The following is a 12,274-nucleotide window of genomic DNA, read 5'->3' on the forward strand; positions in this document are numbered from 1 at the left end:
CGCAATAATGCCGTGGTCGCCCGATGTCTGTTCGGTCCGCCAACCGGAGCAATCGTGATGTCGATGCAGAATGTGGCTACGCCTGTGCTTCAGTACACCGCGCCCAAGCGCAATGAGCTGACGCACATCCCGGGCGATGAAGGCTGGCCGATCATCGGCGTGACCTTCAAGGTGCTCGCCGACCCCAAGGGACATATCGAGCGGAACGGCGCCAAGTACGGGCCCGTCTATCGCACCCACATTTTCGGCGAGACCAACGTCGTGCTGCTCGGCCCCGAGGCCAACGAGCTGGTGCTGTTCGACCAGAGCAAGCTGTTCTCCTCGACGCACGGCTGGAACAAGGTGCTTGGCCTGTTGTTTCCGCGCGGCTTGATGATGCTCGATTTCGATGAGCACCGGCTGCATCGCAAGGCGCTGTCGGTCGCGTTCAAGTCCGGGCCGATGAAATCCTATCTGGCCGATCTCGACCGCGGCATCGAAGGCCGCGTCGCGCAGTGGAAGGCCAGACCCGGCGAGATGCAGCTCTATCCGGCGATGAAGCAGCTCACGCTCGATCTTGCCGCGGCGTCGTTCCTCGGCGCCGATATCGGGCCGGAGGTCGACGACATCAACCGCGCCTTCGTCGACATGGTCGCGGCCGCCGTGACCCCGATCCGCAAGCCGCTGCCGGGCACGCAGATGGCGCGGGGGGTGAAGGGGCGCAAGCGCATCGTCGCCTATTTCCGCAAGCAGATTCCGCTGCGACGCGGCAATCACGGCGGCGACGATCTGTTCTCGCAGCTCTGCCGCGCCACCCATGAGGACGGCGCGCTGCTGTCCGAGCAGGACATCATCGACCACATGAGCTTCCTGATGATGGCGGCGCACGACACGCTGACCTCGTCGCTGACGTCCTTTGTCGGCGAGCTCGCGGCAAACCCGGATTGGCAGGAGAAGCTGCGCGCCGAGGTTCTCGCACTCGGGCTCGCGCCGGACGTACCGAGCAGCTTCGACGATCTCGACAAGATGAAGCTGACGGAGATGGCCTTCAAGGAAGCGCTGCGGATCAGGCCGCCGGTGCCCTCGCTGCCGCGCCGGGCGATGCGCGATTTCAGCTTCAAGGGATATTGGATTCCCGCCGGCACCGCGGTCGGCGTCAATCCGCTCTATACTCACCACATGAAGGAGATCTGGCCGGAGCCCGACCGCTTCGATCCGATGCGCTTCACCGAAGAGGCCCAGCGCAACCGCCACCGCTTCGCCTTCGTGCCGTTCGGCGGCGGCGCGCATATGTGTCTCGGCCTGCACTTCGCCTACATGCAGGCAAAGTGCTTCGCGCGGCACTTCCTGCAGAACATCGAGGTGTCGCTGGAGGAGGGCTACAAGCCGGACTGGCAGATGTGGCCGATCCCGAAGCCGAAGGATGGGTTGAGGGTGCGGGTGAGAGCGGTGTGAATCAGCTCACCGTCATTGCGAGCGCAGCGAAGCAATCCAGAATCTTTCCGCGGAGGGATTCTGGATTGCTTCGTCGCTTCGCTCCTCGCAATGACGGAAATCCGGTCTCGTAGGGTGGGCAAAGGCGCGTAGCGCCGTGCCCACGATCTTTCACATAGGGACATTCGGTGGGCACGGCGCGCGAAGGGCGCGCCTTTGCTCACCCTACGGCACCGTCGCCGGAGCCGCTACGCCCCGTCATCAAACGCCTTGCGCAACGCGCTCAAGCCCTGCTGCTGCTGGCTCCAGTTGCGGCCGCCGGTCATGGCGCCGTCGATGACGAGATCGTGGCCGTTGATGAAGCTGGATTCGTCACTGGCAAGGAACACCGCGGCGTGGGCGATGTCGTCGGGCAGGCCCGCACGCGGGATCGGCTGCGCGGTCTTGTAGACCTCGCGCATCACCGCCGGCGTCTTCTCGGCGGCGTCGGTCGATAACCCCAGCGCCTTGCCGAAAATGCCGGTCGCGATCGCACCGGGCGAGATCGAGTTGACGCGGACGTTGGACTCGCCGAGCTCCATCGCCACGCATTTGGTGAGATGGATCACCGCCGCCTTGGCCGCGCCATAGACGAGCGACGAGGAGAAGCCGGCGAGGCGGCCGGCGATGCTGCCATTGTTGATGATGCTGCCGGAACCCTGCTTCTTCATGTAGGGCGCGGCGTGCTTCATGCCGAGCATGACGCTGCGCACCAGGGTCGCCATCGCCGCGTCGAAGCGCTCGACCTCGAGGCCCTCAATGCCCCCGGTCTGCGCCGGGCCGCCGGCATTGTTGAAGAGACAGTCGATCCGGCCGAATTTTTCCACCGCGAGCGCGATCAGCGCCTGCACCTGCGCTTCGACCGTCACATCCGTTTGGCGGAAGATGCAGTTAGCCCCGAGCTGCTGCGCCAGCGCCTCGCCTTCCGGTATGCGCCGCCCCGCGATCACAATTTTGGCACCTTCGGCAACGAAGACTTCCGCAGTCCGCAATCCGATGCCGCTCGTCGCGCCCGTGATCACCGCCACCTTGCCATCCAGCCTGCCCATGGAATGTCCCTGTTTTCGAACGTTTTGATGCCAAATGGCGGACACCGAGCATGACGGCTCCGCGATGGTCACTATTCCTGCCGACTTTCGACAAGGCAAGCTTTGCTTGCGCTGACGACATGCGTAACATTCATGGCGAATGCACATCGCGACCGGGCCGCGCATGGAGAAGCTGATCGACGAATTCCGCAAGGGCTGGCAGGGCGCGGCACCGCCATCGCTCGGCCTGAGCCTCGCCTTTGCGGTCGCCTGCGTGCTGGTCGCGACGTTGGCGCGCTGGGGGCTCGCGCAAGTGCGGCCCGACGTCTATTTCACCCCCTACTTTCCTGCCGTATTCTTTGCCACCGCCTTCGGCGGCTTCCGGATCGGCATCTTGACGGCGATCGTCGGCGGGGTGCTCGGCGTCGTCGTGAATTTCGGTGATGCCTTTGCCGATCGCGCGCGATTTGCCCTGCTGGCGCTCTATTGGGCGGTCTGCGCGCTCACTATCTGGGGCGTCGAGCACTATCGCTCGCTTCTGGTCGAACAGCGCCGGATTTCCAGGCGCCTGATCGAGGAAGAGGACTATCGCAAGCTGCTGGTCGAGGAGCTCCAGCACCGGCTGAAGAACAAGCTGTCGACGGTGCACGCCGTGATGCACCAGGTGCTGCACGACCAGCCGCAGATCTGGGCCCGGATCGACCCGCGGCTGCGGTCGCTGGCCACGACCGACGATCTGATCTCGCGGGTCGACAAGGGTGGCTGCGACATCCGCGATCTGCTGATCGCGGAACTCGGGCCTTACGGCCATGTCCGCTTTACGCTCAACGGCGACCGGCTGTTCCTGCCGCCGAAGCTCGCGGTCACGCTGTCATTGATGTTTCACGAGCTCGCCACCAACGCGGGCAAATATGGCGCGTTCTCCTCGCCACGTGGCTTGTTGCAGGTGTCGTGGACCGTCAACGGCGATCGCCTCACCATCACCTGGGATGAAACCGAAGGTCCGAGCGTCGGCGAGATATCGGCGCCGGGCTTCGGCACCAAACTGCTGAAGTCGGCCCTGTTCGCCTTCGAGGGCAAGACCGAGATCTCGTATCTTCAGACCGGCCTGCATTGCATCATGCAATGCCGCATCCCCAAGAGCGGCTAGAACAGACGCAAGCGAAAGCAAACCGCGCACCTCGCTCGCGCTTTCGCAAGTGGCATTGACCCTCTGTTAATGACGATCGCCAGCGCGCGTCGCATCGTCGCAAGTTTCCTCGAAAACACCCCCGTATTTCTGCGGACCCCTTAACCAAACTTAAGAGGGAACCACGCAAGATCGCGCCCATTGCAAAGGCGCGCTGAAACAACAAGATTCATGACTTCTATGAACGACAACCAATATTCCGGCGCGAGTGAAGCCGAACTCGGATTTCTCAAGGAAATCGTTAGAATGCTGCCTGCCGGCCTGACCGTGCAGGACGCCGAAGGCAAGCTTCTGCTGGTTAACGATGCCGCGGCCGCCCAGCTCGGCATGGACGGCAGCCGTCCCTCGCCCGATCTTTCGCCGCGCCGCGAAGCCTGCCGCCAGGCGCTGAGCGCTGGCCAATCCGTGGTCACCGAGGAAGCGCTGCACGAGGGCGCCGCGCGCCAGGTGCTGCTCACGACCCATCGTCCCGTGCGCCTCGCCGGACGCGAGCTCCTGATCTCGGCCTCCTCCGACATCACCGAGCAGAAGAATTTCGAGGACCAGCTGTTTCGCTCGGCCTATTTCGACGAGCTGACCGGCCTGCCCTCGCGGCGCGTGATCGAGCATCGCGCCAACAGCCTCCTGGCGCGCGAGCGCGGCGGCGATCGCTTTGCGCTCGCCTTTCTCGACGTCGACAATTTCAAGCACATCAACGACTACTACGGCCACGCCGTGGGCGATGCGCTGCTGGTCGAGCTGTCGAAGCGGCTCGGACGCGATTTGCGCGATTCCGACATGCTGTCGCGCATCTCCGGCGACGAATTCCTGCTGCTGCTCGCCCCGATCCAGAGCCAGGAGGAAGTCGCCGAATTCATGCAGTCGACGCTGGAGCGGCTGACCGCCCCGTTCTTCATCGACAATTCGGAAGTCTTCGCCTCGACCTCGGTCGGCATCAGCCTCTATCCCGATCACGGACGCAATTTCGAGACGCTGCGCCAGAACGCCGACATCGCGATGTACCGCATCAAGAACGACGGCAAGGGATCGGCGGCCTTCTTCGACTCCAGCATGGAGCGCGAGGCGCTGGCGCGGATGAAGATCGAGCAGTCGCTGCGGCTCGCCATCCTCGAAAAGCGGTTCTGCTGCGCCTTCCAGTCCAAGGTCGACATCCGCACCCAGGCCGTGAAGGGCATCGAGGCGCTGGTGCGCCTGCGCGACGACGAGGGCGTGATCCAGGCGCCGGGCTCGTTCATCAACCTCGCCAGTGAGCTCGGACTGATCGACGAGCTGACCCATCTGGTGCTGGCCGAGATCGTCAAGTCGATCGACCTGATCAACGACACCTTTGGCCCGGAAGCGACCATCAGCATCAATGTCGCGGCCAAGCAGGCCGGCAATCCCGAATTCATGCGCAGCTTCGCGCAGGCGCTCGACGACACCGGCTTTCCCAAGCGCTTCATGATCGAGGTGACGGAAGACGCCTTCGTCGCCAAGAATCATTTCCAGGCCGAGATCCTGCCGATGTTCCGCAAGCTCGGCGTCGGTGTCTCGATCGACGATTTCGGCACCGGCTATTCCTCGCTCTCGGCGCTGGCCGACATCACCGCGGACGAGATCAAGATCGACCGCTCCTTCATCACCGACATCCATAAGCGGCCGCGCAGCCAGGGCATCCTGCGCGCGATCGAATCCCTGAGCGAGGCGCTCGGCATGACCGTGATCGCTGAAGGCCTCGAATCCTACGAGGAGCTCGCCTATCTCCAGGCCGCGACCAAGATCCGCTACGCCCAGGGCTATTACTTCTCGCGGCCCATCTTCCTGGAGGAGCTGAAGCTCGCAACGCCCGCCTCGAGCGAGTCCCGCGCCAGCGTGTCCGCTCGGCCGATGCAGCAGAACCGCCAGGGCTATTCGCGGGCGAGCAGGTATCGGCGGTAAGCCGACAGCGAGGCAGCACATACCGCTGTCGTCCCGGGGCGCACGAAGTGCGAACCCGGGACCCATAACCACAGGGAGGAGTTGCTCGCGAGCTTCCTACTCCGAGTCTTCGCCAAACATCTCCCTGGGGGTATGGGTCCCGGATCTGCGCTGCGCTTGTCCGGGACGACAACCGAAAATGGGGGACGCCCTCTGCCACCATTTCCCCCTTTGAAATTGCTGCCCTTTTGCTAATACACAGGCGGACCTCCCCTGGGTTATGTCATGTCCGCCTCGTCCTCCGTCAGCGATCCCGCCTATCTTCGCGCGCGCGCGATGGAGACGCTGTTCGAGCGGCTGGAGAAGCTGTGCGAGGGCGCGATCGCGATCGATCGCGGCGGGCGGGTGGTCTACGTCAACGAGAAATATCTTGCGGCGCTCGGCCTCAAGCAGACCTCCGAGGCGATGGGACGGCCGATCGAGGAGGTCATTCCGAACAGCTTGATGCGCAAGGTGGCCGAGACCGGCGAGCCGATCCTGCTCGACATCATGGAGCTCGGCGGCGAGCAGCTGGTCGTCACCCGCATGCCGATCGAGGACGAGAACGGCAAGGTGATCGGCGCGATCGGCTTCGTGCTCTACGACCATCTCGAAAGCCTCAAACCCCTGCTGGCCCGCGTCGCCCAGCTCGAGAGCGATCTGCGGCTGGCGCGGCGGCAATTGTCCAACGCCCGCGCGGCGCGCTTCACCTTCGCCGATTTCGTCGGCACCACGCCGGCCATCGCGCAGGCCAAGCAGCTCGCAAGCCGCGCCGCGCGGCAGAGCGTGACCGTGCTGCTCACCGGCGAGACCGGAACCGGCAAGGAGATGCTGGCGCAGGCCATTCACAATGCCTCCTCGCGCGCCGAAAAGCCGTTCGTCAGCGTCAATGTCGCGGCCGTTCCCGACACGCTGATCGAGTCGGAGTTCTTCGGCACCGCGCCGGGCGCCTACACCGGCGCCGATCGCCGTGGGCGCGAGGGAAAATTCCGCATCGCCGACGGCGGCACGCTGTTCCTCGACGAGATCGGCGAGATGCCGCTGCAATTGCAGGCCAAGCTCTTGCGCGTGCTTCAGGAGCGCGAGATCGAGCCGCTCGGCTCGGACAAGATCTCGAAGGTCGATGTGCGCGTCGTCGCCGCCACCAATGTCGATTTGCGCAAGCGCGTCAGCGACGGCGCGTTCCGGCCCGATCTCTATTACCGCCTCAACGTGCTCTCGATCGATTTGCCGCCGCTGCGGGACTGCCTCGATGATCTCCCTGATATCAGCGCCCGGCTGCTCGAGGACATCAGCGCGTCCGGCGATTACGTCAACGCCAGGATCACGCCGAGCGCGCTCGCAGCGCTCGCCCGCTACGACTGGCCGGGCAATGTCCGCGAGCTCCGCAACATCCTGGAGCGCGCGCTGATCCTGAGCGATGCCGGGCGGCTGACCGGCGACGACGTCGCGCGCATCCTTCCCGTCGGCACCGAGGTCAGGCTTGCGGCGCCTTCACGCCCGGCCGTAGCAGTGGTGCCCTATGCCGAAGCCGAGGCCGAGTTCGAGAAGCACACGCTGGAACAGGCGCTCGCCGCCAGCAACGGCCAGATCGCCGAGGCCGCGCGGATGCTGCGGATCTCGCGCGCGACCTTCTACAAGAAGCTCGCCAAATTCGGTCTCGCCTCGGGGCCCACCGTCTGAGTTTCGAGACTCGGAGTGTCCGGAGTCTCGGATTCCGGACAGGGCGATTTGCATCTCCATTCCGGCATGTACGCTGAAACTGCTGGATTTTCCGGCATTTTGCCCAGGCCTGCGGCATCTGGCGCGGCGCTTGCTCTTTGCTTTGCACAATGACGCATGCCGCACATGCGCATTCGCAAAACCAGGGAGGACGCCAGATGAGTGGAGCGATCACCGTCAATGAACTCGGGGCAAAGCAGCCCTCGCACGTTACGGTCGCCACCGCCAGCCTGATCGGCACGGCCATCGAGTGGTACGACTTCTTCCTCTACGGCACCGCCGCGGCGCTGATCTTCAACAAGCTGTTCTTTCCGACCTTCGACCCGATGATGGGAACGCTGCTGGCGTTCGCGACCTACGCGCTCGGCTTCATCGCGCGCCCGCTCGGCGGCGTCGTGTTCGGGCATTACGGCGACAAGATCGGCCGCAAGACCATGCTCTACCTGACGCTGCTGATCATGGGCGCGGCGACCGCGGCGATCGGCTTCCTGCCGACCTATGAGACCGCCGGCATCTGGGCCGCGATCCTGCTCGTCACCTGCCGCCTGATCCAGGGCTTTGGGCTCGGCGGCGAATGGGGCGGCGCGGTGCTGATGGCGGTCGAGCATGCGCCCGCGGACAAGAAAGGTTTCTATGGCAGCTGGCCGCAGCTCGGGGCACCGCTCGGCCTCGTGCTCGGCACGCTGGTGTTCTCGGTGGTGTCAGCGATGCTGACCGACGCGCAGCTCTATGCCTGGGGCTGGCGCATCCCGTTCCTGTTCTCGATCGCGCTGGTGCTGGTCGGCCTGTGGATCCGCTTCACCATCGCCGAATCGCCGGAGTTCCAGAAGGTCAAGGACACCAAGCAGGAGGTGAAGATGCCGATCCTGGAAGCGATCCGGATGTACCCGAAGAACATCCTGCTCGCGATGGGCGCGCGCTTTGCCGAGAACGGCTTCTTCTACATCTACGCGACCTTCGTGCTCGCTTATGCCACGCAATCGCTCGGCATGAACAAGCAGGACATGCTCAACGGCGTGCTGATCGGCGCCGCGATCGAGACCTTCACCATCCCCGCCTTCGGCGCGCTCTCCGACCGGCTCGGGCGGCGGCCGATCTACATCTTCGGCGCGGTGTTCTCGGCGCTGATGTCCTTCCCGCTGTTCATGCTGCTGGCGACCAAGAACCCGCATTATGCCTGGATCGCGATCGTGCTGGGCCTCGCCGTCGGCCATGCCGCGATGTATGGCCCGCAGGCGAGCTTCCTGTCCGAGCTGTTCGGCACCAAGGTGCGCTATAGCGGCGTCTCGCTCGGCTACAACCTCGCCTCGATCTTCGCCGGCGCGCTGTCACCGCTGATCGCGACGGGATTGATGACGGCCTACGCGCCGGCGACCTGGCCGATCTCGCTCTACATGATCGCGCTGGCGATCATCACCGTCGTGTCGGTCTATTTCGCCACCGAAACACGCAAGATAGTGCAGTCCCGAAGGTCCTGACGACGCCTTCCATCGCGGGGAGCGGCCTGTTGCAGAGCCGCTCCTCGCGATAGGATGAGCGCACAAGAACAACGGCATGCGGTCGAAGAGATCGGGAGGAACGCCGTGAGCCAGCACCCAGCTCTGCCCTATTTGCGCAATTCCGAGAAAGGCAAGGTCGTCACGGCGACCGAGGCGGTCATGCTGATCCGCGACGGCGACACCGTGGCGACCGGCGGCTTCGTCGGCATCGGCTTTGCCGAGGAGATCGCGATCGCGCTGGAGGAGCTCTATCTCTCCAACGAGGGCGATGCGCCCTACACCCAAGGCAAGCCGCGCAATCTGACGCTGGTCTATGCGGCGGGCCAAGGCGACGGCAAGCATCGCGGCCTCAACCATTTCGCGCATGAGGGCCTGGTTCGCCGCGTGATCGGCGGCCATTGGGGCCTTGCGCCGAAACTGCAGCAGCTCGCGATCGCAAATCAAATCGAGGCCTACAACCTGCCGCAGGGCGTGATCACGCATCTGTTCCGCGACATCGCGGCCAACCGGCCCGCCCACATCACCCGCGTCGGCATGGGCACCTTCGTCGATCCCCGGCACGGCGGCGGCAAGCTCAATGCACGCACCACCGAAGAGCTGGTCGAGCTGATCCGGATCGGCGGTGAAGACTGCCTGCTCTACAAGACGTTTCCGATTCATGTCGGCATCATCCGCGCCACGACCGGCGATGCCGACGGCAATCTCACCATGGAGAAGGAGGCGCTGACGCTGGAAGCGCTCGCCATCGCCATGGCGGCGCATAATTCCGGCGGCATCGTCATCGCCCAGGTCGAACGCGTGGCGGAAGACGGCAGCCTCAATCCGCGCCAGGTCAAGATTCCCGGCATCCTCGTCGACTGCGTTGTCGTGGCGAAGCCGGAAAACCATTGGCAGACCTTCGGCACGCCCTACAATCCGGCCTATTCGAGCGAGATCCGCGTCCGCGCCGCCTCGCTGCCGGTGATGCCGGTGAGCGAGCGCAAGATCATCGCGCGGCGCGCTGCCCTCGAGCTCAAGGCCAACAGCGTCGTTAATCTCGGCATCGGCATGCCGGAGGGGATCGCCTCGGTCGCCAATGAAGAGCGGATCATCGACCTGATCACGCTGACGGCGGAGCCCGGCGTGATCGGCGGCATTCCGGCGAGCGGCATCGATTTCGGCGCGGCGATCAACACCCAGGCGGTGATCGACCAGCCCTATCAGTTCGATTTCTACGACGGCGGCGGTCTCGATGCAGCCTTTCTCGGCCTTGCCCAGGTCGATCGCGCCGGCAACCTCAATGTCAGCAAGTTCGGCCCGAAGCTCGCGGGCGCCGGCGGCTTCATCAACATCAGCCAGAACGCCAAGGAGGTCGTCTTCGTCGGCACCTTCGGTGCGGGCCGGCAGCGCATCGGGGTGAACGACGGCAGGCTGTCGATCCTCGAGGAAGCGAAGTCGCGCAAATTCGTCGACCATGTCGAGCACGTGACCTTCAGCGGCGCCGTCTCGGTGGCACGCAAGCAGCGCGTGCTCTATGTCACCGAGCGCTGCGTCTTCGTGCTGCGCCCCGACGGGCTCGAGCTCACGGAGGTCGCGCCGGGCATTGACATCGAGCGCGACATCTTGCGCCTGATGGATTTCAAGCCGCTGATCCCGCGCGATCCCATGCTGATGGACGAGCGCATCTTCCGCGATGGCTTCATGGAGCTGCGCGAGCGCCTGCTCACCATCCCGCTCGACCAGCGCTTCTCGCTGGACGAGCAGCAGAACCTGTTCTTCATCAATCTGGAACGTTATCCGTTGCGCAGCCGGGCCGAGATCGACACCATCGCTGATATCGTCGAGGCGAGGCTCACCCCGCTCGGCCGCCGGGTCTACGCCATCGTCAATTATGACAACTTTTCCATCCTGCCGGAGCTGATGGACGATTATTCGGCCATGGTCCGCAGCCTGGTCGATCGCTTTTATTCGGGCGTGTCGCGCTATACCACGTCGGGGTTCCTGCGCATCAAGCTCGGCGAAGCGCTGGAGCGGCGCGGCGTTGCGCCGCATATTTTCGAGAGCGCGGACGAGGCGCAGTCGGATTGGCGTCAAGTCGAGGGAGCTGCCGCCGCCGGCGCATCCCACGCCCCGCGGCAGGCTCAAAAATGATGCAGGCTCGCAGGCCGGCGCGCTTCGCCGGAAGGTGCAATTGCAATGTTCGCAAGCTTGTGCAAATCGCTGTTACCGAGAAATTTTGAATCAGGAGGGACCATCGTGCGTCGATCGCTCGTCATAACAACAACCATCCTCGCCCTCGCTGCGGGCACCTCCGCACGAGCCGACGATCTCAAGGTCGCGCTGATCTACGGCAAGACTGGTCCGCTAGAGGCCTATGCCAAGCAGACCGAGACCGGCCTGCAAATGGGTTTCGAATACGCCACCAAGGGCACCATGACGATCGACGGCCGCAAGATCGTCGTCATCACCAAGGACGACCAGGGCAAGCCGGACCTCTCCAAGGCCGCGCTCGCCGAAGCCTATCAGGACGACAAGGCCGACATCGCGATCGGCACGACCTCGTCGGCCGCCGCGCTCGCGATTCTCCCGGTCGCCGAGGAGAACAAGAAGATCCTGATCGTCGAGCCCGCCGTCGCGGACCAGATTACCGGCGAGAAGTGGAATCGCTACATCTTCCGCACCGCGCGCAACTCCTCGCAGGACGCGATCTCAAACGCGGTCGCGATCGGCAAGCAGGGCGTCACCGTCGCGACGCTGGCGCAGGACTATGCCTTCGGCCGCGACGGCGTCGCCGCCTTCAAGGAGGCGCTGGCCAAGACCGGCGCGACGCTCGCCGCGGAAGAATATGCCCCGACCTCGACCACCGACTTCACCGCGGTCGGCCAGCGCCTGTTCGACGCGCTGAAGGACAAGCCGGGCCGCAAGATCATCTGGGTGATCTGGGCCGGTGCCGGCAATCCGCTGGCCAAGCTCCAGGACATGGACCCGAAGCGCTACGGCATCGAGCTGTCCACCGGCGGCAACATCCTGCCGGCGCTCGCGGCGTATAAGGGCCTGCCCGGCATGGAAGGCGCGACCTATTATTACTACGACATCCCGAAGAACCCGGTGAACGACTGGCTGGTCGCCGAGCACCAGAAGCGCTTCAACGCGCCGCCGGACTTCTTCACCGCGGGCGGCTTCGCGGCGGCGATGTCCGTCGTCGCCGCCGTCACCAGGGCGAAATCGACCGACACCGAGAAGCTGATCACGGCGATGGAGGGCATGGAGTTCGACACGCCCAAAGGCAAGATGGTGTTCCGGAAAGAGGACCATCAGGCACTGCAGAGCATGTATCACTTCAAGGTCAAGGTCGATCCGAACGTCGCCTGGGCCGTGCTCGAGCCGGTGCGCGAGCTGAAGATCGAGGACATGGACGTTCCGGTGAAGAACAAGCGCTGAGCTTTCTTGCTTCACCTCTCCCGCTTGCG

The 12,274-nt window shown here is 64.3% G+C and carries 8 protein-coding genes; 7 read left to right on the forward strand and 1 reads right to left on the reverse strand.

Annotated elements, in window-relative coordinates:
* Positions 1-57 precede the first annotated feature (57 nt).
* Positions 58-1,434, forward strand: coding sequence for a cytochrome P450 (locus AAFG16_RS46125; RefSeq protein WP_283082781.1), 1,377 nt, complete (start codon positions 58-60; stop codon positions 1,432-1,434).
* Positions 1,435-1,661: 227 nt separating this feature from the next.
* Here AAFG16_RS46125 and AAFG16_RS46130 read toward each other — a convergent pair whose 3' ends face one another.
* Complete coding sequence (locus tag AAFG16_RS46130) at positions 1,662-2,501, reverse strand: glucose 1-dehydrogenase (protein ID WP_283082782.1); 840 nt, start codon at positions 2,499-2,501, stop codon at positions 1,662-1,664.
* A 163-nt stretch (positions 2,502-2,664) separates the two neighbouring features.
* Here AAFG16_RS46130 and AAFG16_RS46135 point away from each other — a divergent pair, with 163 nt between their 5' ends.
* The 6 genes from AAFG16_RS46135 to AAFG16_RS46160 all read left to right on the forward strand — a co-directional run bounded on the left by AAFG16_RS46135 (position 2,665) and on the right by AAFG16_RS46160 (position 12,245).
* A complete protein-coding gene (locus AAFG16_RS46135) occupies positions 2,665-3,630 on the forward strand; it encodes an HWE histidine kinase domain-containing protein (RefSeq protein WP_342741087.1) in 966 nt (321 codons plus the stop codon).
* A gap of 219 nt (positions 3,631-3,849) precedes the next feature.
* Positions 3,850-5,586 carry an EAL domain-containing protein gene (locus tag AAFG16_RS46140; RefSeq protein ID WP_342735933.1) on the forward strand — a complete coding sequence of 579 codons (1,737 nt, stop codon included), beginning with the start codon at positions 3,850-3,852 and terminating at the stop codon, positions 5,584-5,586.
* A 264-nt stretch (positions 5,587-5,850) separates the two neighbouring features.
* The gene (locus tag AAFG16_RS46145; protein WP_342735935.1) at positions 5,851-7,287 is read left to right on the forward strand and encodes a sigma 54-interacting transcriptional regulator; all 1,437 of its coding nucleotides are present in this window, start codon (positions 5,851-5,853) and stop codon (positions 7,285-7,287) included.
* A gap of 197 nt (positions 7,288-7,484) precedes the next feature.
* Positions 7,485-8,804, forward strand: a complete 1,320-nt coding sequence (locus AAFG16_RS46150; protein ID WP_342735937.1) for an MFS transporter — start codon at positions 7,485-7,487, stop codon at positions 8,802-8,804.
* 105 nt (positions 8,805-8,909) lie between these two features.
* Positions 8,910-10,955, forward strand: a complete 2,046-nt coding sequence (locus tag AAFG16_RS46155) for an acyl CoA:acetate/3-ketoacid CoA transferase (RefSeq protein ID WP_283082786.1) — start codon at positions 8,910-8,912, stop codon at positions 10,953-10,955.
* A 105-nt stretch (positions 10,956-11,060) separates the two neighbouring features.
* Complete coding sequence (locus AAFG16_RS46160) at positions 11,061-12,245, forward strand: substrate-binding domain-containing protein (RefSeq protein WP_342735939.1); 1,185 nt, start codon at positions 11,061-11,063, stop codon at positions 12,243-12,245.
* The last annotated feature ends 29 nt before the right edge of the window (positions 12,246-12,274 follow it).

It is taken from the genome of Bradyrhizobium sp. B117 (genome assembly GCF_038969555.1).
Lineage (GTDB): Bacteria > Pseudomonadota > Alphaproteobacteria > Rhizobiales > Xanthobacteraceae > Bradyrhizobium.

Coding starts and splice junctions, on each gene's coding strand:
- AAFG16_RS46125 (WP_283082781.1), top strand. CDS start 58: ATGTCGATGCAGAATGTGGCTACGCCTGTGCTTCAGTACACCGCGCCC.
- AAFG16_RS46130 (WP_283082782.1), bottom strand. CDS start 2,501: ATGGGCAGGCTGGATGGCAAGGTGGCGGTGATCACGGGCGCGACGAGC.
- AAFG16_RS46135 (WP_342741087.1), top strand. CDS start 2,665: ATGGAGAAGCTGATCGACGAATTCCGCAAGGGCTGGCAGGGCGCGGCA.
- AAFG16_RS46140 (WP_342735933.1), top strand. CDS start 3,850: ATGAACGACAACCAATATTCCGGCGCGAGTGAAGCCGAACTCGGATTT.
- AAFG16_RS46145 (WP_342735935.1), top strand. CDS start 5,851: ATGTCCGCCTCGTCCTCCGTCAGCGATCCCGCCTATCTTCGCGCGCGC.
- AAFG16_RS46150 (WP_342735937.1), top strand. CDS start 7,485: ATGAGTGGAGCGATCACCGTCAATGAACTCGGGGCAAAGCAGCCCTCG.